The sequence below is a fragment of the Streptomyces aurantiogriseus genome, assembly GCF_014649375.1.
In the GTDB taxonomy this organism is placed as follows: Bacteria; Actinomycetota; Actinomycetes; order Streptomycetales; family Streptomycetaceae; genus Streptomyces; species Streptomyces aurantiogriseus.
Map to the genome: position 1 here is coordinate 187854 of NZ_BMSX01000019.1, position 22474 is coordinate 210327.

General features: G+C 71.8%; 20 protein-coding genes. 13 read left to right on the forward strand and 7 right to left on the reverse strand.

Annotated features, from left to right (window positions below):
• Positions 1 to 197: 197 nt before the first annotated feature.
• Both IE263_RS34110 and IE263_RS34115 read right to left on the reverse strand, forming a co-directional pair.
• The gene (locus IE263_RS34110) at positions 198 to 1280 is read right to left on the reverse strand and encodes a sugar ABC transporter substrate-binding protein (RefSeq protein WP_229911320.1); all 1083 of its coding nucleotides are present in this window, start codon (positions 1278 to 1280) and stop codon (positions 198 to 200) included.
• Positions 1277 to 3802: a SpoIIE family protein phosphatase gene (locus IE263_RS34115; protein ID WP_189941848.1), complete on the reverse strand. Its 2526-nt coding sequence runs from the start codon at positions 3800 to 3802 to the stop codon at positions 1277 to 1279. Before IE263_RS34115 ends, IE263_RS34110 begins: the two co-directional genes overlap by 4 nt.
• Positions 3803 to 4291: 489 nt before the next feature.
• On the opposite strand from IE263_RS34115, the gene IE263_RS34120 reads away from it, so the two are divergent.
• From IE263_RS34120 to IE263_RS34145, 6 genes are all read left to right on the forward strand, one after another.
• Entirely contained in the window at positions 4292 to 5356 is a 1065-nt protein-coding gene (locus IE263_RS34120) for a substrate-binding domain-containing protein (RefSeq protein ID WP_189941850.1), read from the forward strand.
• 38 nt (positions 5357 to 5394) lie between these two features.
• Entirely contained in the window at positions 5395 to 6177 is a 783-nt protein-coding gene (locus tag IE263_RS34125) for an ATP-binding cassette domain-containing protein (RefSeq protein WP_189941852.1), read from the forward strand.
• A 14-nt stretch (positions 6178 to 6191) separates the two neighbouring features.
• The gene (locus tag IE263_RS34130; RefSeq protein ID WP_229911321.1) at positions 6192 to 7454 is read left to right on the forward strand and encodes a sugar ABC transporter permease; all 1263 of its coding nucleotides are present in this window, start codon (positions 6192 to 6194) and stop codon (positions 7452 to 7454) included.
• 210 nt (positions 7455 to 7664) lie between these two features.
• On the forward strand, positions 7665 to 9152 hold the full coding sequence (locus IE263_RS34135) for an alpha/beta hydrolase (RefSeq protein ID WP_189941855.1): 1488 nt from the start codon (positions 7665 to 7667) through the stop codon (positions 9150 to 9152).
• Positions 9153 to 9243: 91 nt separating this feature from the next.
• On the forward strand, positions 9244 to 11229 hold the full coding sequence (locus IE263_RS34140; protein ID WP_229911322.1) for a protein kinase domain-containing protein: 1986 nt from the start codon (positions 9244 to 9246) through the stop codon (positions 11227 to 11229).
• 70 nt (positions 11230 to 11299) lie between these two features.
• Positions 11300 to 12061 carry a ZIP family metal transporter gene (locus tag IE263_RS34145; protein ID WP_189941857.1) on the forward strand — a complete coding sequence of 254 codons (762 nt, stop codon included), beginning with the start codon at positions 11300 to 11302 and terminating at the stop codon, positions 12059 to 12061.
• Here the strand turns inward: IE263_RS34145 and IE263_RS34150 are convergent, their stop codons facing one another.
• Complete coding sequence (locus IE263_RS34150) at positions 12062 to 12202, reverse strand: hypothetical protein (protein ID WP_268256086.1); 141 nt, start codon at positions 12200 to 12202, stop codon at positions 12062 to 12064.
• 85 nt (positions 12203 to 12287) lie between these two features.
• Here IE263_RS34150 and IE263_RS34155 point away from each other — a divergent pair, with 85 nt between their 5' ends.
• The 3 genes from IE263_RS34155 to IE263_RS34165 all read left to right on the forward strand — a co-directional run bounded on the left by IE263_RS34155 (position 12288) and on the right by IE263_RS34165 (position 14474).
• Complete coding sequence (locus IE263_RS34155; protein ID WP_189941858.1) at positions 12288 to 12950, forward strand: hypothetical protein; 663 nt, start codon at positions 12288 to 12290, stop codon at positions 12948 to 12950.
• 68 nt (positions 12951 to 13018) lie between these two features.
• A complete protein-coding gene (locus tag IE263_RS34160; RefSeq protein ID WP_189941859.1) occupies positions 13019 to 13762 on the forward strand; it encodes a DUF1775 domain-containing protein in 744 nt (247 codons plus the stop codon).
• A 298-nt stretch (positions 13763 to 14060) separates the two neighbouring features.
• Positions 14061 to 14474 carry a DUF6083 domain-containing protein gene (locus tag IE263_RS34165; protein WP_189941860.1) on the forward strand — a complete coding sequence of 138 codons (414 nt, stop codon included), beginning with the start codon at positions 14061 to 14063 and terminating at the stop codon, positions 14472 to 14474.
• Here the strand turns inward: IE263_RS34165 and IE263_RS34170 are convergent.
• Together IE263_RS34170 and IE263_RS34175 are read right to left on the reverse strand one after the other, a co-directional pair.
• Positions 14459 to 14728: a hypothetical protein gene (locus tag IE263_RS34170; protein ID WP_189941861.1), complete on the reverse strand. Its 270-nt coding sequence runs from the start codon at positions 14726 to 14728 to the stop codon at positions 14459 to 14461. The genes IE263_RS34165 and IE263_RS34170 overlap by 16 nt on opposite strands.
• A gap of 170 nt (positions 14729 to 14898) precedes the next feature.
• Positions 14899 to 15327, reverse strand: a complete 429-nt coding sequence (locus IE263_RS34175; protein WP_189941863.1) for a hypothetical protein — start codon at positions 15325 to 15327, stop codon at positions 14899 to 14901.
• A 106-nt stretch (positions 15328 to 15433) separates the two neighbouring features.
• Between IE263_RS34175 and IE263_RS34180 the strand changes: the two genes are divergently transcribed.
• Both IE263_RS34180 and IE263_RS34185 read left to right on the forward strand, forming a co-directional pair.
• Positions 15434 to 16081 (forward strand): HAD family hydrolase, encoded by a 648-nt coding sequence (locus tag IE263_RS34180; RefSeq protein WP_189941865.1) that lies wholly within the window; start codon positions 15434 to 15436, stop codon positions 16079 to 16081.
• Positions 16082 to 16270: 189 nt separating this feature from the next.
• Entirely contained in the window at positions 16271 to 17572 is a 1302-nt protein-coding gene (locus IE263_RS34185; RefSeq protein ID WP_229911323.1) for a phytase, read from the forward strand.
• A gap of 102 nt (positions 17573 to 17674) precedes the next feature.
• Here IE263_RS34185 and IE263_RS34190 read toward each other — a convergent pair whose 3' ends face one another.
• Positions 17675 to 18538 (reverse strand): NAD(P)-dependent oxidoreductase, encoded by an 864-nt coding sequence (locus IE263_RS34190; RefSeq protein WP_189941869.1) that lies wholly within the window; start codon positions 18536 to 18538, stop codon positions 17675 to 17677.
• Between the two features lie 47 nt (positions 18539 to 18585).
• Positions 18586 to 20139 carry an MFS transporter gene (locus tag IE263_RS34195; RefSeq protein WP_189941870.1) on the reverse strand — a complete coding sequence of 518 codons (1554 nt, stop codon included), beginning with the start codon at positions 20137 to 20139 and terminating at the stop codon, positions 18586 to 18588.
• 386 nt (positions 20140 to 20525) lie between these two features.
• On the opposite strand from IE263_RS34195, the gene IE263_RS34200 reads away from it, so the two are divergent.
• Both IE263_RS34200 and IE263_RS34205 read left to right on the forward strand, forming a co-directional pair.
• Positions 20526 to 21851: an alpha/beta fold hydrolase gene (locus IE263_RS34200; RefSeq protein ID WP_189941871.1), complete on the forward strand. Its 1326-nt coding sequence runs from the start codon at positions 20526 to 20528 to the stop codon at positions 21849 to 21851.
• Positions 21852 to 21956: 105 nt separating this feature from the next.
• Entirely contained in the window at positions 21957 to 22466 is a 510-nt protein-coding gene (locus IE263_RS34205) for a molybdenum cofactor biosysynthesis protein (RefSeq protein WP_189941915.1), read from the forward strand.
• The last annotated feature ends 8 nt before the right edge of the window (positions 22467 to 22474 follow it).

A 22474-nucleotide genomic window follows, 5' to 3' on the forward strand; every position in this document is an offset into this window, starting at 1 on the left:
TGGCGCAGAGGATGGTTGGGGTGAGCGGTTCGGCCGCGTGTCGGCGCTCGGCGCCGACGCCTGCAGGGCTGTCCCCGGCGAGGCCGTCGGTGTTGCCCCCTCGTCTACGGTCGCACTGGTCAGAGAGGTGCGCAACAGATGGCAAGCGCCTGGACACGGAGAGAGACGACCCCGCCCGGCGCAGGCCGTCGTTCCCCCTAGGGGGTGAGTCCGGCCTTGACGCAGGCGGGCCTGAGCTCCGGGATGCAGATCTGGTCGACGGTGTAGACGCCGTCCTTGACGAGCGCCTGTCTGATGTTGTCGGCCGTCACCGCGGTGGGGGTGAGCAGGACGGAAGGCACGTTCTTCGTGGTGGGGCTGTCGATCGTCGTCGTGGCGCTGTCGCGGGGGTCCTCGCCGCGTCCCAGGGCGACGGCCATGCCCGCGGCTGCCGAGGCCTCCTTGGCGAACGGTTTGTACACCGTCATGTACTGCTCACCCTTGACCATGCGTTGCACGGCGTCGAGGTCAGCGTCCTGACCGGTGACAGGAGGGAGATCCGTGACGCCGGCGCTCTTGAGCGCGGAGATGACGCCTGCGGCCAGGGAGTCGTTGGCGGCCAGGACACCGTCGATCCGGTCCGGGCCCAGGGCCGCGATGGCGGCGGACATGTTGGCGTGGGCGTTCTCCGTGGTCCAGCCCTGTGTGTTGTACGACCTGGCGATCTTCACCCTGTCGGTGAGAACGGACAGCGCGCCTCTCCGGAACCACGCCGCGTTGAAGCTCGTCGGGTCGCCGTTCATCATGACGACGCTCCCGCGGTCGGCACCATCGCCCATGGCCTTCAGGAGCGCCTCGCCCTGCAGTCTGCCGACCTGGGCGCCGTCGAAACTGACGTAGCCCGAGATCGGGCCTTCCGCGAGCCGGTCGTAGGCGACGACCGGGACGCCCGCCCGGTGTGCCTCCTGGACGGACGAGCGGAGCGCCCTGCTGTCGGCCGGGGTGAGGATCAGAACCCTGACCCCCTTCGTGATCATGGAGGTGATCTGGTGCTGCTGTCTCGTCGGGTCGCCCTCGGCGTTGACATACGCCACGGTGCAGTCGGGACACAGCTCCTTCAGCCGCTTCTCGATCAGTGGCTTGTCGGACTTCTCCCAGCGGGGGGTCGCCCGGTTCGGCAGGAGCAGGCCGATGGTGAAACTGTCCGTGCCGACGCCCGCGTCTCCCCCACAGGAGGCCAGGGACAGCGTCAGGACTCCCGCGACGAGTGCCGCGATGCCATGCCGTGCACGGATTCTCACAGCAGCCCCCATGGTTCGGTCCTGGGTTCGGCGTCCCCGGTGGCCGACTCGTGCCCCGGCACCACGATCTCGCTCCACACCTGCTTGCCGCCGGCCACCGGCATCGAGCCGAAGGACTCCGACATCGCCTCGACCAGCATCAGGCCCCGGCCGCCGGTCGACTCCCAGTCGACGATCACCGGCTTGGCGGGCGCACGCGGCGAGGAGTCGCTCACGCACACGCGTACCCGGCCCGCGCGGAGCATCAGGTCGATGCGGACCGGTCCCTGGGTGTGCACCAGGGCGTTGGTGACCAGCTCGGACACGACCAGCAGCACCGCGTCGGCCGCCTCCTGGACCTGCCACCGACGGAGCGTGCGGGCGGTGAAGCGGCGGGCGTGCATGACGGCGTCGGGCAGACGCCACACCGCCCAGCCGGCCTTGATCGGCCGGGTCCTCATGCCGTCGTAGCGCAGCAGCAGAAGCGCCACGTCGTCCTCACGGCGGCCGAGGTCGCCGATCAGGGCGTCGGCCATGTGCCCCGGATCCGCCGGCTCGGCCGCGGCGAGCGCGGTGCGCGTCTGGTACATCCCCTCGTCCAGGGGCAGGTCGGAGGCCTCGACCAGGCCGTCGGTGACCAGGGCGAGGACCGTGCCGGGGGTCAGGGCGACCGCGGTCATGGGGAACTCGGCCTCGGCCAGAATGCCGAGCGGGGGCCCGCCCTCGACCTGCACCTCCTCGGTCGTGCCGTCGGGATGGCGCACCAGTGGTGAGAGGTGTCCGGCCCGGACGAACAGGATGGTGCCCTCGTCCATGTCCACCTCGGCATAGCAGCAGGTGGCGAAGAGGTCGGTCTCCATACCGACGAGGAGGCGGTTGGCGTGGGAGATGACCACGTCGGGCGGGTGGCCCTCCACCGCGTAGGCCCTGACCGCCGTACGCATCTGACCCATGATCGTCGCGGCTGCGGCGCTGTGCCCCTGAACGTCACCGATGACCAGCGCCACCCGGTCCTCGGAGAGGGCGATGACGTCGTACCAGTCACCGCCCACCTGCAGCCCGCGCCGCGCGGGCAGGTAGCGGGCGACGGCCGTGCCGCCGGGCAGTTCGGGGAGCCGCCGGGGCAGCAGGCTGCGCTGCAGCATCGTCGCCAGTTCCTCCTCGGCGTCGTGCGCGTGCGCCCGGGTGAGTGCCTGCCCGACGAGGACCGCGGTGGCCGTCAGCAGGGACCGCTCCTCGGGGACGAACTCGTGGGGCTGGTCCCAGCCGACGAGGCACACGCCGGCGGTCCGGCCCTTGGCGGGCAGCGGGAGGATGGCCAGGCCGCCCGTGCCGATGCCCGCGAGTCCGGGTTCGAAGGCGGTGCCGGCGGGCCACAGATCCATGCGTCCGTCCCGCAGGGCCAGCTGGAGGGTGGGCAGGGCGCTGACCGGCGCTTCGGGCCACGCTGAGCCCCACATCTCCGGCCAGGCGGAGGGCTGCGGCGGGTCGAGCAGGGTGACCATGAGCCGGTCGCCCTGCAGCTCGGCGAGTGCCACCCGGTCGGCACCCAGCGGCTCCCGCAGTGCGGTGACCACAAGGCGGCTGACGTCACGGACCGTTGCCGCCTCGTCGAGGGCGGCGGTCAGCCACTGGATCCGGGAGACGTCGTCGGGGCTGCGGCGCAGCACCGAGGTCTCCGTCACCACGCCCAGCACCCGCTGGGGCCGGTCGTCGGTGCGGGCCAGCACCCGGCAGCCCAGGCTCAGCCAGCGCATCTCACCGGTGGGGCAGCGTACGCGGAACTCCAGCTCGCGCGGGCCGACCACCTGGTTGGACGGCTCCAGGACCGCCATCAGCGCGTGCATGTCCTCCGGGAGGGCATGGGCGAGCAGGCTGTCGGCCTTGCCGTCGAAGTCGTCCGGTGTGATGCCGACCAGCTCGAGCAGGGTCTCGTCCGTCTCGACCAGGCCGCTGTCCGGCACCAGGACGAAGGAGCCGACGCGCAGCCCTCGCAGGGCGGCACCGAGCAGCGCCGACGGCGCGGGGTGCCCGGCCCCGGCAGGGAGCAGTCCGGCGACCGCGTCGGCGTATCGCTCCAGGAAGTGCCGCTGCTGGGCTTCGAAGCCGTCGTGCGCCTCGATGCCCACGACGACGAGGCAGCCCAGCCGCCTGCCCTCCGTCGCGAGGGGCAGCGCGGCAAGCGGTACCTCGGCATGTGGCGGTGTCGGTCCGCCTTCGCCGTAGGAGGCGAGTTCCGCGGGGCTCAGCCACAGCGGCCGGCCGGTGCGGAAGGCGTGCGCCGCAGGTGAGCCGCCCGACAGGGACAGACGCTGCGGCAACGTGTGCGGGGACGAGGCGTATCCGGCCGTTTCGGCCAGCAGCAGCGCGTCGCGCCCGGCGTCGGGCACATAGACGGCCGCGAGCGCCGCTCCGGCGAAGATCAGGGCCCGGTCGCTCGCGGCCCGGTCGGGCACCGGAGCGGGTGCACCCGTGTCCGCGGCGCCGACGTCGGAAGCCCACGGTTCCGAGACGCCGGTCCGGGCACGGCCGTCATGAGGCATGTCCGCGACCCACCTCCCCGTCCAGGCGGAAAGTGTCGACAGGTTGAGGTCAGGCACCCACACACCAGAATCGCATATACGGACCAACCGGACAGATCCGGTCAACTTCTACTTCACTCGCAGATCATCGCAGCCGGTGTCACACTGACGACGTGGTCGTCTGCCGCTTCCACGCGGCACGTTCCAGGCGGACGTTCGGCGCCGTCAGCGTCGCCATCTGTCGGCTGCCGGGCCTCTGCCCGGTGGTACGCCTGGCGTGGTGAGGAGGCTGTCGCCATGCTCGATGAGGGAGCCGCCGGTGCGGGACCGGTCGGGCCGGGGCCCCATCCTCCCGCGACGGGCGAGGCCGCTTCGCGACCGGCGGAGCGGCAGCCGCGCGCCCCTGTCGGCCTGCCCACCCGGCGCGACACAGCACGCCCTTTCGCACCGCGCCGCCTGCGGCCCGTACGGCCTCGCCGGCACACGAGGGCCTGCCTGCGGGACGCACTCATGGTCGTGGCCGCGCTCTTCACAGCCATCGCTCTCGCGGCCTGCGGACCGGGCACCGGGTCCGGCTCCGACGGGGGGAACGGTCCCAGGATCGCTCTGCTGCTGCCGGACGCCACCACGGCTCGCTGGGAGACGCAGGACAGGCCCCTGCTCGAGAAGAACATCGAGGAGCTGTGCGGCGACTGCTCGGTCGAGCACGTCAACGCCAAGGGTGAGGTGGCGCTCCAGCAGGAGCAGATGCACTCGATGATCGCCAAGGGGGTCGACACCATCGTGCTCGTGGCCGTGGACGCCCGCTCGCTCCGCCCCGCGGTCCGGAAGGCGGACGAAGCGGGGATCCCGGTCATCGCCTACGACCGTCTCGCCGAGGGTCCGATCTCGGGGTACGTCTCCTTCGACGGCGAGGAGGTCGGCAGACTCCAGGGCAGGGCACTGCTGGAGGCCATGGACGACGACAACACGCCCAGCGGCCAGATCGTCATGATGAACGGCGATCCCAGTGACCCCAACGCGGTGTCGTTCAAGAAGGGCGCGCTGTCCGTGCTCACGGGCAGAGTGAAGATCGGCAAGGAGTACGACACCCTCCAGTGGAGGGCCGAGGCGGCGAACCTGAACATGTCCGCCGCCATCTCCGCCCTGGGCGTCGGCAACATCCACGGGGTGTACGCCGCCAACGACGGCCTCGCCGCGGGCAGCATCTCCGCCCTCAGGGCGAACAAGGTGGAGCCGTTGCCGCCCGTCACCGGGCAGGACGCCGAACTCCGCGCCGTGCAGCGCATTGTCAGTGGCCATCAGTACATGACCGTGTACAAGCCCTTCGCTCCCGAGGCGTCCGGCGGCGCCGCCATGGCCGTGGCCGCGGTCCGCGGTGAGAGCCTCGACCGGGTCGCCCCGGACGAAGTGAAGAGCAGCACCGGGAAGACGGTTCCGGCCCTCATGCTCACCCCCGTGTCCGTGACCGTCGACAACATCAAGAACACCCTGGTGAAGGACGGCGTGTACACGGTCCGGCAGATCTGCACGTCCCACCTCATGGCCGCCTGCGACAAGGCCGGGCTCACCTGACAGGCCGGCTCCCGTTGGATCGGGGCCCCGGGAAGGAGATGGTTGCCGTGCCGACTCCCCCCTTGCTGGCGCTGCACGGCGTGTGCAAGCGGTACGGCGTCGTCGAGGTGCTCAAGGACATCGAGCTGGAGATCCACGCGGGCCAGGTCGTCGCTCTGCTGGGCGACAACGGGGCCGGCAAGTCCACCCTGGTCAAAGTGATCTCCGGCGTCGCACCCGCGGACAAGGGCGTCGTCGAGTGGGAGGGCCGGGCCGTCCACATCAAGCGCCCCCACGACGCCCGGGATCTCGGCATCGCCACCGTCTACCAGGACCTCGCGCTGTGCGGGAACCTCGACGTCGTCGGCAATCTGTTCCTGGGGCGGGAGATCCGCAGGTTCGGGTTCCTCGACGAGATGGAGATGGAACGCCTCACGAGAAGCCTGCTGGAGCGCCTGACCCGGAACCTCCCCGATCTGCGCGCCCCCGTCGTCTCCCTGTCCGGCGGACAGCGGCAGACCGTCGCCATCGCCCGCTCGCTCCTCGCCAACCCGCGGGTCCTTCTGCTCGACGAACCCACCGCGGCGCTGGGGTTCAAGCAGACGACCGAGGTCCTCGACCTCATCGACCGGCTCCGCGACCGCGGCCTGGGGGTACTGCTCATCAGCCACAACATGGGCGACGTGAAGGCGCTCGCGGACCGGGCCGCCGTGCTGCGGCTCGGCCGCAACAACGGCTTCTTCGACGTGAACACCGCGTCCCAGGAGCAGATCATCTCCTCCATCACCGGTGCCACGGAGAACGTGCCCCGTCCGCCCGCGCCCCACGAGTCGGCGTGGTGAAAGGGATGCGCAAGATGACGGACAACACGCGGACCGAACTCGCCACGCCCGACGCCGAGACCGGCCGGCCGCACCCCGGGCGGGCTGTCTCCCGTGTCGTGGAGGGCTGGGTCGCCGCCTTCCGGCGGAAGCTGAGCGCCGGTGAGCTGGGCTGGCTTCCCGTCGTTCTCGTCCTCGCCGCGGTCTGGATCATCTTCCAGTCCCTCAACGAGAACTTCCTCTCCCCGCGGAACCTGTCCAATCTCAGTGTGGACATCGTGGGCACGGGGCTGATCGCGGTGGGCATCGTCTTCGTGCTGCTGCTCGGTGAGCTCGATCTGTCGGTCGGCTCGATCAGCGGCCTCGCGGCGGCCGTCTTCGCCGTCCTGAACGTGAACAGCGGTGTGCCGGAGTGGCTTGCCCTCATCGTCGGGGTCCTCGCGGGGACCGTGGCGGGCACCGTCCAGGGCTACTCCTTTGCCAAAACCCGGGTGCCGGCCTTCGTCGTCACGCTCGCGGGGCTGCTCACCTGGAACGGCATCATGCTCGCCATCCTCGGGACCAGCGGCACCATCAACCTCGACGAGAACGGGCTCGTCGCCAAGCTGACCAGCTACTACTTCACCAACGACGCCGTCGCCTACGGTCTGGCGGCGGTCGGCGCGAGCGTCGTCTTCCTCGTCTCCTACCAGGACCGGCGGCGTCGCCAGGCCGTGGGCATGCCGCATCGCTCGCTCCGGGCCATCGGGGTGCGCACGGGAGCCGTCGCGGTGATCGCGTTCGCCGTCGCGTATCTGCTCAACCGGTTCCAGGGGCTGCCGCTCGCCCTGCTGATCTTCCTCGTGACGGTGGCCGGCCTCGACATCGTCCTCCGGCACACGCACTACGGGCGGCAGGTCTACGCCCTCGGCGGCAGTGTCGAGGCGTCCCGTCGGGCCAGCCTCAGTGTGACGTGGGTGCGGACCGCGGTGCTCGCGGTCTCGGGCACCATGGCCGCGATCGGCGGTCTGTTCCTGGCCTCGCGCATCACCTCCGTGAGCCAGAGTTCCGGCTCGGGTGTCCTTCTGCTCAACGCGATCGCGGCAGCCGTCATCGGCGGCACCAGCCTGTTCGGAGGGCGTGGTACGACCTGGTCCGCGGTGCTCGGCATGCTGGTCATCCAGTCGATCGCCTCGGGCATGGCGATCACCGACACGCCCACCGCCGTCCAGTCCGTGATCACCGGCGGGGTGCTCTTCGCCGCGGTGGTCATCGACTCGCTCTCCCGGCGCTCGCAGGAGGCGCACGGACGGGCTTGATCGTGCACCTCTGTATCTGACGATTCATCACTTTCCTTGTGTCACGAGGACCTTCGGACCATGCTGTGATCCGTCTGTGAACGTCTGCTTCATGGAGGATCATTCGTGTCGTCCCATCCCCCTCGTGCCACGCGCTCCCAAGGGCGCAGAAGACTGGCCGTCGGAGCGTTAGTCACCGCGCTGTTCGGCCAGTTGCTCGCCGGGACCGCCGTGGCCGCGCCCTCGTCCAAGACCCCGTCCCCCGGGCGCATAGCCTGGCAACCCTGTGCGTCTCCCTCCGGCGAGGGCACCTTCGAGTGCGCCACCCTGAAGGTCCCCGTGGACTGGAAGCGGCCGCACGGCGCCACCATCGACCTGGCGCTCGCCCGTCACCTGGCCACCGACCCGGAGCGCCGGATCGGCTCGCTGCTGATCAACCCGGGCGGGCCGGGTGGTTCCGGCGTGGGCTTCGCGTTCAGCGCCCCCGACTCCTTCTCGCCCGAGCTGCTCGAGCGTTTCGACATCGTGGGCTTCGACCCGCGCGGCGTCGGCCTCAGCAACCCGGTCATGTGCGACTCGGACCGGGTGGCCGCGCAGGGCGCGCTGCTCTATCCGGACAGCGCCTCCTCCTTCGCCGACCTCCGCGAGGCGAACCGCGCACTCGGTGAGAACTGCCGCGACCTCACCGGACCGCTCGTCGACCACATGGACACCGCGAGCGTCATCCGCGACATGGACGCGATCCGCGCCGGCCTCGGCGAGAAGCGGATCAGCTACTACGGCGTCTCCTACGGCACCGGGATCGGTCAGCAGTACGCCGAGCGCTACCCGCACCGCGTCCGCGCGATGACGCTCGACTCGAACATGGACCACAGCCTGGGCACCTGGGCCTACCAGAAGACCGAGACCATCGCGATGGAGGAGTCGTACGGCCAGTTCGCCGACTGGTGCGCCCGCACTCCGTCCTGTGTGCTCCACGACCGCGACGCCCGCGCCCTCTTCGACTCGCTCTACCAGCGCGCCGACGCGGGCGAGCTGGTCCTGCCGGGCGACCCGCCCTACACCGTCACCACCCAGGACCTCCAGAGCATCGCCTTCGGCTACATGTACGACCCGGCCTCCTGGTTCCAGTTCGCCGAGGACCTCGCCTTCCTGGACGCCGCCGACCCCGCGGCGGCCCGGTCCTTGAAGCGGCGCGGTGAGCCGACGGAGTTCGCGTACCTGCCGGTGATGTGCCAGGACTACGACTTCGATGTCCCGTCGTACGCCACCCTCGCCCGCTACGAACGCGAACTGGCCCGCCTCGCGCCCGTCACCCGTCTCAGCTCCCTCGCCTGGACGGACCTGACCGGCTGCCAGAACTGGCCGACGAAGGTGACCAACCCGCCCCACAGACTCCGGGTCGACGGCACTCCACCGATCCTGGTGACCAACAGCCGTTACGACGTGGCCACTCCGTACTCCTGGGGCTCCAACGCGGCCCGCCAGATCGGCCGGGAGGCCGCGTTCCTCACGTACGACGGTGTCGGCCACGGCGACTACTGGCTGAGCCCGTGCGCGCGTGACGCCATCGACACCTACCTCCTCACGTTGAAGACGCCCCGCAAGGGCGCCCACTGCCCCGCGGTCTGGCCGACCGGGCCCTCCGCCCAACGGCAGTCGCCGACCGGTCTCGTCAACCCGCTGCCCGAGTTGCTGGGAACGGGGACACACCGGTGAACCGTGTGACCGTGCCCGATCCGGCGCGGTCCTGAGGGTGAGGGGCGCGCTCCCGGCCGATCGGGGGCGCGTCCCTCGGGCCGACGGCGCGATGACCGGCAGTGCGTTGACTCGGCGCGTTCGGGCGGCTTCGATCGGTAGGCTGACCACGTCCAACCGGCCGCGTCGCGGCGGGCGTTGGAGATCCGCTGGGAGGCTGTACCGCCCGTTGTCCCACGACCAACACTCCCCTGACCGACGGAATGCCGAGGAGCGGGCCGAGCCGGAGTGGTCCACCCTCTTAAGGCGTCGCCCGGCGTCACCTTCCGGTGAGGACTGGAGCGCGCGCGAACAGCCCCGCCTCGTCATTCTGACCGCGGCGCTGTCCGAGTACAGGACGGTCAGGGAGTTCCTGACGCATGTGGGTACGGCGCGTTCGACGTCCGGAGCGCCGTACATGGTGGGTGACCTTGCCGTGACTGATGGTGTCTGGGAGGTGTGGGTCACCTGCGTCGGGCAGGGCAACATCGCCGCGGCGCTCCAGGCAAGTCAGGCGGTCCAGGAGCTGCGGCCCGCACTCATCGCGTTCGTCGGAACGGCCGGCAGCCTGAAGAACGACGTCGAGCTGGGAGACGTCGTGTTCGCCACGAAGGTCTACGGCTACGAGTCGGCGAAGCAGACGGACGACGCGCTGCTGGGGCGGCCCGTGATCGAGGTGACGGACCGGACTCTCACCCAGCTCGCGTTCCGGGTGGCCGCCGAGGGAGCCTGGCGCAAGCGCGCCCCCGAGAGTGACCGTCGGTCGCGGCCGACGGCGCACGTGGCGCCCATCGCGGCGGGCGACAAGCTCCACACGGGTAACCGCTCGGACCTCTACCAGTATCTGCGCGAGTCCTTCGACGACGCCCACGCGGTGGAGATGGAGGGGCTGGGTTTCCTCAGCGGTGCCCGGTTCTGGCCCACCGACACAAAGGCCGTGCTGGTACGGGGCGTTTCGGACCGGCTCGTCGACAAGCGGCCCGACCAGGACGCCGTACTGCAGCCCGCCGCCTGCCGCAACGCGATGGCCTTCCTGTGGGAACTGCTGGAGGGCTGCTGGCCCGTTAGGGGCGCCGCCGGGCAGCAGTCGCACCTCTCCCCCGGTTCCGGGCGCGCGCACCTGACCAATCCCCCCACGTTCATCCCGCTCGCCCGCGACAGCGGCGTCACCGTGGCCAGACGCGACGACATCCCTGAGCTGGACCTCGTCGGTGAGATCGTCGACGGGCGGTACCGGCTGATGCGAGAGGTCGGCCGCGGTGCTCTGAACGTGGTGTGGGAGGCCGAGGAGTTCGCCTTCGGCGGCTCCCTCGGACGGGTGGCGCTGAAACTGCAGCCGCCCAAGGGTGACAAGCGTTTCGTGTACTTCTCGCGCGAGGCCGTCGTGATGGCCGGGCTCGACGCGCCCAACATCCTGCCGTACCGCAGCGCCGGAACGCAGGTCGGAGGGCGGCTCGACCGCTGGAGCTTCATCTGCACCGCTCTCGCGGAGTTCTCCCTTCGTGACGCGGTCAACGAAGAGCCGCTCTGGGGCTCGGAGCTCCTGCACATGCTGCGGGATGTCGCTGCCGGCCTGTGCCATCTCCATGCCCGGCGGCTGATCCATGGTGACGTGAAGCCCGCCAACATCCTCCGTCTCGGGGAGCGTTGGGTCATCGGCGACTTCGGGCTCACCCAGAAAACCGGTGCGCGTGAGCCGGAGGGCACCGTCGGCTACATGGCGCCCGAGCGGTTCAACGGTGTGGTGACCAGCAAGAACGACGTGTACTCGTTCGCCGTGACCGCCGCCGTCGCGGCCTCCGGGAACCCGCGCAACGAGAACAGCACGGTGGACAGCACCATGGTCAGGATCATGAACCTCCTTCTGGCGAACGTCCCCAAGCCACCTCCGCTGTGGGCCGACCGCTTCCCCCCGGCGGTCGCGGACGCTCTCCGTAAGGCACTCAAGCACAATCCCACTGCCAGGCCGGGCATGAAGGAGATCCTGGAGCTGCTGAACAGCGGCGACACCGACGGCCCTGTCAGCAGCCCCCGTTCCAGAGCACGCCACGCCAGGTGAACCACGCCAGAGGTGAACCGCGCCAGGTAAACCACGCAACAACACCTCGTCACGGGGTAGCCGGGCCTGCATGGCTGAAGTAGTGCAGGCAGGACTGTGGGGGCTGCTGGCCGGCTCGGCGCTGTTGGTCGGTGCCGTGGTGGGGTTCGGGCTGCGGGTCCCGCAGAAGGTGATCGCGACGGTGATGGCCTTCGGCGCCGGGGTGTTGTTGTCGGCGGTCTCCTTCGAACTGGTCGGGGAGGCGTACGAGCAGGCGGGGCTCGCGCCCGCCGCGGTCGGCACGCTCGCCGGGGCGGCGGCCTACACCGGGGGCAATGTCTGGCTGGCCCGCCGGGGCGCCCGGCATCGCAAGCGTTCCGGTCATGAGCCGACGCAGGCGCAGCCCTCGGAGAGCGAGCAGGGCGGTTCGGGTGCGGCGCTCGCACTCGGCGCCCTCCTGGACGGTGTGCCGGAGTCCGCGGTCATCGGCGTCAGCCTGCTCGACGGGGGTGCGGTCAGTCTGGTGACCGTGGCGGCGGTGTTCATCAGCAACGTGCCCGAGGGTCTGTCCAGTTCGGCGGGGATGAGGAAGGCCGGCCGCGGCAAGGGCTATGTCTTCGGCGTCTGGGGAGCGATCGCCGCCGCGAGCACGCTGTCGGCCGTTCTCGGCTACACCGTGATCGGCGCCTTCTCGCCCGCCGTGATCGCCGCGGTCACTGCGGTGGCCGCCGGGGCGATCCTCGCCATGATCGCCGACACGATGATCCCGGAGGCGTTCCAGGACGCCCACCTGGCCATCGGGCTGATCACCGTGTGCGGCTTCCTGGTGTCCTTCGCCCTCTCGCACTCCTGATCAGCGCAGCGACTGAACGGCGCAGAGGACGCCGAGCACGGCGGCCGGGGCGCCGAGCAGCAGGCGCAGGGCCTTGTCGGGCGGGCGGGGTTGCAGCCGGGCCCCGACGTAGCCACCGAGCAGCCCCCTCCCCCGCCCCACAGGCCAGGCCGAGGTACGGACATCTCGGCCTCTTTTGCCGACCTGCCTGCCGACGGGACGGGACATGCCCCATGATGGGCGGGCCATGCACCAGCCCGTCACCACGCCCCGCGCGCCTCTGCCCGTCCTGCGGGCCGCGATGTTCGCCGTCGTCGGCACGGTGCTGGGGGCGAGCGCGCACCATCTGCTCGGGGAGGGGCCGGTGCCGTGGGCGCGGGGCGGAGCCGCGGCCGCGGTGCTCTTCGGTCTGGGGCTGGCCGGCACGCGCCGCCCCCGCCGTCTGGTCACGGTCGCCGTCTGCAGCGTGGTCGCCCAGTGCGGACTGCACCTGTGGCTGACGCTCACCCCGCGGACCCGGCACACGCCGGCGACGGCCGCGCTCCACGCGCGGCACCACGGCGGTCAGGTCCACGACGTCCACGTCGCCTGGCACGAGCGCCTGCACGGCTCGATGGCCATGACGGTGGCCCACGCCCTGGTCGCCCTACTCGTCGCCGTCCTCCTGCACCGGGCGGACCTGGCGTGCTGGACGCTGGCGCACGGGGTGACGGCGGTGCTCGAGGCTCTGCGCGCGCGGCTGGCCTCCGCCCGGCCGGCGGCCGTCGGCCGTCTGTCGGCGGCCGAGGCGCTCGGGCGCCCCGTCGTCCTGCCGGCCGGGGGCGGCGGGCTGCGGGCGGTCGGACCGGTCCTCGCACACGCGGTCGTACGGCGGGGTCCTCCCGCGACGAGGACTGCTCTCGTCAACTGACCCCACCGGGGCGGCGGTTCGGTCCCGCCGTGCGGCTGCCCCGTCATCCCTTGTGCCTGGAGACACCCATGTCCCGCTTCACCCTGTCGCGCGCCGCGCGCCGCCTGACCGTCGCGGCGGCCGCCGCGACGACCGCCGTCCTGCTCACCGCCGTGCCGGCCGCCGCCCATGTGGAGGTCGAGTCCGCCAACGCCCAAGCCCTCGCGGAGAACGTCGAGATCACCTTCGTCGCCGAGTCGGAGTCCGCCACCGCCGGCATCACCCAGCTGCGGGTGGTCCTGCCCAAGGGCATCACGCCCGCCGACGTGGTGTACGGCAAGGGCCCAGCGGGCTGGAAATTCACCGCCGACGCCGAGGGATACGTCGTCAAGGGCCCCGCCGTGAAGGTCGGCGAGAACGCCGAGCACTCGATCGTCGTCCGGCAGCTGCCCGACGCGAAGGAGCTGGCGTTCAAGACGCTCCAGACCTACAGCGACGGCAAGGTCGACCGCTGGATCGAACTCGGCGAGTCCGGGGGCGACGGTCACGGTCATGGCAACGAGGCGCCCGTGCTGAAGCTGAAGGCGGCGGCGCCCGGTGCGAAGCCGGCCACCTCCTCCCCCAGCCCGTCTGCGAGCCCCTCCGCGGCAGCCACCCCGGCCGCCGAGGAGACCGCCGCCGTCTCGTCCTCCCCGCAGGCGGCCACCACCGAGAAGGAGGATGAGGACGGCGGGCTGTCCGCCGGCGCCTGGACCGGCATCGTCGCCGCCGTCCTCGTCGCGGGCGCCGCCGTGGTGCTTCTCGTCCGCCGACGGGGCAGCGCCCAGGAGTAGGCGGAGGCTGCGATCGTCCCGGTGACCCTCCCGGAACGGATCCGGCAGGAGTGGCCTGTGGGCCGGCCGCCGCGCGGGCACCAGGACGATCGCGGCAGGGCTCCGACGGACCCGTCCTTCGTCGGTCGTCGTTGCGCGTCGCTTCGTCCCGCAGTGGTTGTCCGCCGTGGCCGGTGCGTCGGCGGGGAGAGGCGTGGTCCCGGGGTGTCTCGGCTGCCGTTCAGGACCTGAGTGGGCACAGGGGTTGCGTCTTGAAGGCGGCGTGCGCGGGACGGCGGTCGGAGCGCACGCTCCTGATATGGGGGCTGTTGACGAGGGACCGCGGCGATTACGCGGCAGGACGCCGTATGCGTGCCCGTACTGCGGACTGCCGCAGGACCGGGTGCTGACGCTGGAACACGACTGGGTGCTGCTGGAACCGGAGGTGACCGTGCTCGCGCACCTCGTGCCCGCCGATCACCGGTGGATCGTGCTGTCCGACGGTCGGGTGGCGGTGTACGGCGTGTGCCCGCCGGACGGGTCGCAGCGCTGCCGGATCGAGCACCGTCTGGCGTGTTCGGCTCAGCGGCTGCCGGACCTGTGGCCGTGGCTGACGGCCATGCGGGAGGAGAACGCCCGCCGGGCGGCGCGGCACGACCCAGGGCCCGGACCGGAGCCGCCGGGAGGGCCGCCGGAGGTCGACTTCGCGGATGCGGGTCAGGGCCGGGCGTAGGCCGCGCCCGCTCCTGGTCGCAGGCACCTCAGGTGCACGTAGAGCGCGGTGACAGCGGTCTGTGCGAGCGGCAGCGTCACCGCGGCGGAGAGCGGTGCGGCTGACGCGTCCGGCGTGAGCAGGCCGGCCGCGTGGGCGACGTAGGTGTTCGCAGTGAGGTGCGCGAGGACCTGGTCGTGGACGAGGGTGTCCAGCGGGTCGGCCAGGTGGCGCACCAGGAGGTGGACCGCCAGCCAGTAGCCCGCCGTCCGCATGCCCCAGCGGATCGCCCTCGCGCCTCAGCGGACCTCGCCCGCGCCGGCTCGCCCATCGCCCGTCCTCTCCCCCGTCCGCCGTCGAGTCGGACTTCGTCGCCCTCCGGTTTCCTTGGAGACGACGGGAGTTGGGCGCGGGTTCCCGCGGGCGGGGCCCGCCGAGGTGCGTGTCAGATCCGTCCGCCGGTGAGCCGGGTGATCGGCCCGTGGGTGTGGTGTCCGGAGCGGCGGCCCACCGCGTACGACGCGGCGGTCAGCGCGGTCAGGCCCGCGCCCACGCCGGCGGCGACCAGTTTCCGCTGCGCGATGACGGTCCAGGCCGTCCTGGCCGTGGCGGCGACCTGCCCCGAGGTGGCGACGATCGCCTGGCGGCCCGCCTCGACGCCGCGGGCTGCGGTGTGCGCGGCGCCGGCCGTCGCCCCTGCGGCGCGCTCGACTCCGTTCCTGGTCGCTGACGCGGCGTCATCGGCCTTTGTCGCGGCGCTCTTGGTGGCCCGTGCGGCGGGGGCGGTCGCCTTGGCCGCGGTCCGCCGGCCCTTGGCCGCGGTCGCCCGCTGGGATTCGGGGTCTTCGTTCGGTTGGGTGTTCGGTTCGCTCATTCACATCGCTTTGCCCCTCACTCCGACGGCAAACCCTCCGTCCGCACACCGGCGGCGCGGTATGTCGCGGGGTTGGGGCCGATCGGTGCCTGGGTAGGGCACGTTCATGCGCCTCGCCCTCTTCGATCTGGACGGCACCCTGGTCGACCGTGCGTCCGCCTTCGCCGATGCCATAGCCGATCTCTGTCACGACCACGGGTACGGGCCGGAGATCGAGCAGTGGCTGCTGTCGGAGCTCGCCGATCACGCCGACCGGGGAGACTTCGCCCGGTTGCGCGCCGCCTTCGGCCTGGGTGAGTCGGCCGATCACCTGTGGCGGGTGTACGTCGACCGCATGGCCGCCGCCGTCACCTGCCGTCCCGCCGTCCTGCACAGCCTCACCCGGCTGAAGGAGAGCGGCTGGAGCATCGGCGTCGCCACGAACGGGTCGTCCGACATCCAGCGCGCCAAGGTACGCGCCACGGGCCTCGCCGACCTCGTGGACGGTATCGCGGCCTCCGGCGACATCGACGTCCGCAAGCCGGACCCGCGCCTGTTCGAGCTGGCCGCGGCCCGCTGTGGCACCCAGCTCACCTCCGGCGACTGGATGACCGGCGACAACCCGGAGACCGACATCCACGGCGGGCACGGAGCGGGCCTGAGAACCATCTGGGTCGCGGGCCGGCCCTGGCCCGAGGAACTGGCCGTGCCCCACCACACCGTCACCGACGTGACCCAGGCCGTCGACTACCTGCTGGCGCACTCCTCGGTGTAGGCCGCACGGGGTCCCGTCGAGCGGGCGTGCCCCGCGGCGAGCACCAGCGGATGACCGGAAACCGCCCTGGGCCCACGGCACTTGTTCGACTCGAAGGCGCCTCCCCTTCACGCGCAGGCCGCCTTGACGTTCGCTCGGACGACCAAGATCACTACGTTTGTCATGCCCGCTACGGAAGGAAGGTTCGACGTGGCCAGACCTCTCCCGAGATCGTTCGCCGTCTCGGTCCTCACGGCCTCCCTCGCGCTCACCGCCGCGCTTCCCGCGTCCGCGGAGGACGACGACGCCCTGCCGGCCGTCCTGCCCCGCGTCGAGACACCCGCCCTTTACGACGACGGGTCGGGCGGCAACGCCGACGCCGACGACCCCGCGATCTGGCGCAACACCGCCCACCCCGACGCCAGTCTCGTCGTCGCCACCGCGAAGGAGGGGGGACTGCGGGTCTACGACCTCGACGCCCGACTGGTGCAGTCGATCGCCGCGCCGGCCGGACCCGGGGCCGACGACGCGCCCGGCCGCTTCAACAACGTCGATCTCGTCCACGGGCTGAAGCTGTCCACCGGGCGGGCCGATCTGGCGGTCACCACCGACCGGGGCAACGACCGTCTCCGCGTCTATCGCATCGACCCCCGCTCCCCCGGCCGCCCCCTCACGGACGTCACCGACCCGGCCGCCGCGCCGATCTTCTCGGCGGACCAGGCCGAGATCAACGAGCAGCGCACCGCGTACGGCCTCGCCACCTGGACCGACAAGGCGAGCGGCCGCACGTACGCGCTGGTCAGCCAGCGGGAACGCACCACGGTCGCCCTGCTCGAGCTCACCGCCACCGCCGGCGGCAAGGTCGGCTACCGCAAGGTCCGCACACTCAGCCTGCCCTCGTCCTTCCGCCTGCCGAACGGCACTTCGTGGTCGCCGTGCGCGGAGCCCGGTGAACTCCCCCAGGTCGAGGGCATGGTCGTCGACCCGGCGAACGGCACGCTGTACGCCGGGCAGGAGGACGTCGGCATCTGGCGCATCCCCGCCACCCTCACCGGTGCTCCTCAACTCCTCGACGCGGTACGGGAGTACGGGGTTCCCGGCACCTACGACGAGGCCACCGAGGAGTGCGTGAGCGGAAGCGACCCGGGCTACGGCGGCACCCGGCTGTCCGCGGACGTCGAGGGCCTGACGCTGGTTCACGAGGCGGACGGCGACGGTTACCTGCTGGCGTCCAGCCAGGGGGACAACACCTTCGCCGCCTACGACCGTGAGCTCGGCGACGACAACGAGTACGAGGGCGGGTTCCGCGTCGGCGCCACGGCGACGGGGCCCGACGGCTCGGAGGAGTGCGACGGCGCGGCGGCCCTCAACGCGCCGCTGGGGAGCAGGTTCCCCGACGGTCTCCTCGTCGTCCAGGACGGCCACGACGATGCCGGCGAGGCTGAGGACCGTACCGCGACGAACTTCAAGTTCGTCGACCTCGGCGAGGTCCTGACCGCGCTGGACGACTGAGACACCGGGCCTGTGCGGGTGCGGCGGGACGGGGCGGCGTCCCGCCGTTCTCCGGTGACGTCTGCGCCCCGGCGGCTCAGGGGGCGGGGGCGCCTCGGCGGCTCAGGGGGCGGGGTTGCCGTCGGCCTGCCGCAGGTCGGCGATCAGGCGCGCGCCCGTCACCGTCCAGTTGTCCTTGTGGGCCTCCCAGCGTGCGAACGTCTCCGCGGCGGCCTCGGCGAAGGCGGTCGGCAGGCCGGCCTCCCGCCAGGCGTGGGCGATCTCCCGCATCTCCGGCTCCCACCGCCATGCCCGCGGCCCGGCGCCGACCAGTTGCTCCGTCCTGGCCAGGGGGGTGTCGGGCAGCGAGTGGGCCGCCAGGTCGAGCAGGTCGTCGAGGACTCCGTGGCCGTCGGCGAGAGCGCGGGCCTGGGCGGCCAGGGCGTAGGAGATCTTGTTGTAGGCGGCGAAGGCCAGTTTGAGGGCCGATGCCCGGCCGATCGGGCCCTCCAGGGCCACCGGGGCGAGTGCGGTGCCCTCGAAGAGGGTCGCGACCCGGGCGACGGCCGTGGGGTCGCCGGACAGGTACAGGCGGGTCGTGCCCGCCTCGCGGGGCGGTGGGCCCGTGATCCCTCCGTCGACCACCGTCGCGCCGCTGCCCTCGAACAGGCGGGTGACGGCGGCCATCCGGTCCGGGCTGATCGCGTTGGCGTCGACGTAGAGGCCCCGGAAGCCGGTCGCCGCCACCTGTTCGGCGACGTCGAGAGCGACGGCGGGAGGGCACACGCTGAGGACGATCTCGCACGTCTCGGCAAGTTCCCGCAGACTCGCGGCCGATCGCAGTCCCAGCCCGGCGGCCCGCTGTCGTGTCGCCGTCGACCGGCCGTCGGGCAGCCACCGGACCCCGGCTCCCCCGATGACGGCCTGCGCCGCCACGCTCGCTCCCATCGCACCGGGGTGCAGAATGCCCACGTCTCGATGACCCATGTGCGGACCCTAACCCGGCGGTCGTCCCGGCCGGGGGGCGAGGCCGTTCACAGGGCGCCGGGTCCGGCTCCGCCCCTGAGGCGTTCCAGGTCCGAGGGGCGGACCTGGATCACCAGCACGGCGATCAGGGCCGCGAGCAGCGTGAAGACGGCCGCCATGACGAAGGCGGACGAGACACCGGCGGTGAGGATCTCGTCGGACCAGGGGGGCGGGAGTTCCCCGGTGCGCCGGAAGCGCAGGCGTTCGGCCGGGGTCGCCCGGGCCAGGAAGTCGGGGATCTGTCGCTCGGCCTCGTTGCGGCTGGCGGTGCCGAACACCGTGACCAGGATGGACAGGCCGAGTGAACCGCCGACCTGCTGGGTGGTGTTGAGGAGGCCGGAGGCCGCACCGGTCTCCCGGGTGGGGACGTCGGAGAGTGCCATCAGGGTGAGGGAGACGAACTCCATGCCCATGCCCAGGCTGAAGACGAGAATCGGGCCGAGGACGCTGCCCGCGTACGTGGAGTGGACGTCCGTCAGGGTCAGCCAGGCGAGGCCCGTCGCCGCGAGGATCCCGCCCCCCACCATGAAGGGCTTGGGGCCGTAGGTGGGCAGGAAGCGGGAGGCCAGGCCGGCGCCGACCGCGATGACCGCGCTGACCGGCAGGAAGGCGAACCCGGTGGCCAACGGGCTGAAGTCCAGCACGTTCTGCACGAAGAGCGTCAGGAAGAAGAACATGCCGAAGATCGCGGCGGCCAGGCACAGCATGATGCCGTATGTGCCCGCGCGGTTGCGGTCGGCGAACATGTGCAGCGGTGTGATGGGCTGCCTGGACCGCTTCTCGACCAGGACGAACAGCGCGAGGACCACGACGGCCCCGGCGAACGCGGCCAGCGTCAGCGCGTCCCGCCAGCCGTCCTGCGCGGCCCGGATGAAGCCGTAGACCAGCAGGACCATCCCCACGGTGGAGGTGAGCGCGCCGGTGAGGTCGAAGTGTCCCGGATGGCGTGCGGACTCCTTGATCCAGCGGGGCGCCGCCAGGGCGATGAGCAGACCGATGGGGACGTTGACGAAGAGGATCCAGCGCCAGTTGAGCCACTCGACGAGCACCCCGCCGGCGAGCAGACCGATCGCCCCGCCGCCCGCCGAGACCGCGGCGAAGACCCCGAACGCCCGGTTGCGCTCGGGCCCTTCGCGGAAGGTGGTGCTGATCAGGGCGAGGGAGGTCGGGGAGGCGATGGCTCCGCCGACGCCCTGGAGGGCGCGCGCGACGAGGAGTTGGCCGGCGCCCTGGGCGAGGCCGCCGAGCAGGGAGGCGAGGACGAACAGCAGGACGCCGAAGACGAAGACGCGCCGTCTGCCGAGGATGTCGCCGGCCCGGCCGCCGAGCAGCAGCAGACCGCCGAAGGCGAGGGTGTAGGCGTTGACCACCCACGACAGGCCGGCGGTGGAGAAGTCCAGGGAGCGCTGGATCTCGGGCAGCGCGATGTTCACGATCGTGATGTCCAGGACCACCATCAGCTGACACGAGGCGATGACCAGCAGCGCCATCACGCTTCCGCCACCGCCGTGCTGCCGGGCGGAGGCCTCGCTCGCGGAGGTCGGCTGCGGAGTGCTGCTCATGGCGTCTCGCCCGCCCGGAGGCGGGCCCGGGGAGGCTCAGTGAACGTCGGCGTTCACTGTCGTGTCCACCGTTCGACCGTACGCCCGGGCCGCAGCCGTCACCAATCGATCAACCGGGCTAATCGATCAACCGGGACCGGCGTCAGCGTAGGGCACGCGGGCTGCCGCCCTCACATTACTGAACCGTAACCTACCGACGGGTACCCCCGGTAACCCCCCGACGGCTACCGTCCTGACAGTTCGTCTAAGAACTGAGTGCGTTGAGTGCGGCGCGGGGCAGCGGTGGGCGACCGCTGCCCCGCGCCGGGCGGTCCGTCCCCACCGGGCCGCGAGCCACCGAGCCGCAGAGGAAGGCTCGGCCTCCCTTCTTCCCCAGGAGGTCTGCCATGCCCACCCCCACCCGCCTGCTGGCCGCGGCCGTCACCGCTGCCGCCTGCATCGGTACGACGGCCGTCCCGGCCGCCGCCGACTCGCAGACCGACGCCGTGGTCTCGCGCGGCGTCACCATCCCCGCGTTCTACACCCCTCCCGCCTCGCTCCCGGCAGCCGACGGTGCCCTCGTCCGCACCGAACGGCTTCCGCTCGCGCTGAGCCTGCCGGGGCTCGACGGTCCGCTCCCCGGCAGAGCGACCCGGCTGATGTACAAGTCCACGGATGCAGGCGGCCGGCCCATGGCCGTCACCGGCGCCTACATCGAACCGACGGCCGCCTGGAAGGGCAGCGGACCGCGGCCGCTGGTCGCGCTGGCGCCCGGGACCATGGGGCAGGGCGACCAGTGCGCCGCCTCCCTCGGTCTCGAACGACCCCTCCTGCTCAACGGACAGACCCTGTCCGTCGGTTACGAGAACCTGGCGATCTACCGGCTCCTGGCCCGGGGCATCGCCGTCGTGGTCACCGACTACGCCGGGCTGGGCACCACGGACCGGCTGCACACCTACGTCAACCGGGTCGACGAGGCGCACGCGGTGCTGGACGCCGTCCGCGCGGCCCGGTCCCTCGACGGAACGTCCCTCACGGACGACTCCCGGGTGGCGCTGTTCGGTTACAGCCAGGGGGGCGGGGCCACGGCGGCCGCCGCCGAGCTCCAGCCCTCGTACGCGCCCGACGTGCCGCTCGCCGGGACCTACACGGGTGCCGCACCCGCGGACCTCGTCGCCGTCACCCAGGCCATCGACGGCAGCGACCTGGCAGGCGCGCTCGGCTGGTCGGTCAACGGATTCCTGCAGACCGACCCCGAGCTGAAGCCCATCGCCGAGAAGCACCTCAACAAGTCCGGTCACGAGGCCCTCAGGGATCTGTCGACCATGTGCGTGGGCGACGCGCTCCTCGCCTACAACTCGGCGCGCAGCACCTCCTGGACCACGGACGGGCGTTCCCTCAGCGACATCATCCAGGCGGAACCGGCGCTGAAGGCGTTCCTGGCCGACCAGCGCATCGGCACACTCAGGCCGGCGTCTCCGGTGCGAGTGGCGACCGGCACCGCCGACGACCTCGTACCGCACGCCCAGACGCGGCAACTCGCCGTGGCCTGGTGCGCCAAGGGAGCCGACGTCACCTACAAGCCGGTGGTGTTGCTGCCGCTCGGCCGTGCCCTGCTCAACCACTTCGCTCCGCTGCTCATCGACCAGGGCGAGGCGATCTCCTGGCTGACCGACCGGCTCAACGGCAAGCCCGCCGGCTCGAACTGCTCCACTCTGCCCTGGCGGCCCTGACCCACCGGGCCCCGGCAGCGGCAGCCGACCGCCGACGGTCGCTGCCGGGAGCCCCGCCCGGACCGCCCGTGCCTGCTCGGGCCTAAGGTGGACGGCGTGGACGGTGTGGTCGAGGTGGAGGTCGTGCAACTGCTGGTGTCGCCGGCGCACCGGTTCGCGGGACGTCCCGCGGACGGGCCGTCGGACGCACCGGGCGACGAGTTGGTGGGGTCGGTGGAGGTCCGCGGCGGCCTCGGGCTGGTCGGCGACCGTTACTTCGGCCGTCCGGCCCACCGGGACGCGGCGGTGACCCTCATGGCCGCCGAGAACCTGCCGGTGGACATCAACCCGTCGGTCGATCTGCGGCACACCCGACGCAACATCCTGCTGCGGGGCGTCGACATCGACTCCTACGTCGGCGCGACGATCGTCCTCGACGGCGGGAGCGGTCCTGTGACGTTCGGCGTGAACCGCCCGGCGCGGCCCTGTGCGTGGATGGACGTCACCGTCGGCCCGGGGGCGCAGCGCGCCCTGCGCGGCAAGGGCGGAGTGCGGTGCACACCGCTGTCGGACGGGGTGCTCGCCCTCGGCCGGGCGACGTTCCGCGTCGTCGGCGAGGACGGCGGTCCTCGCTGACCGGAGCG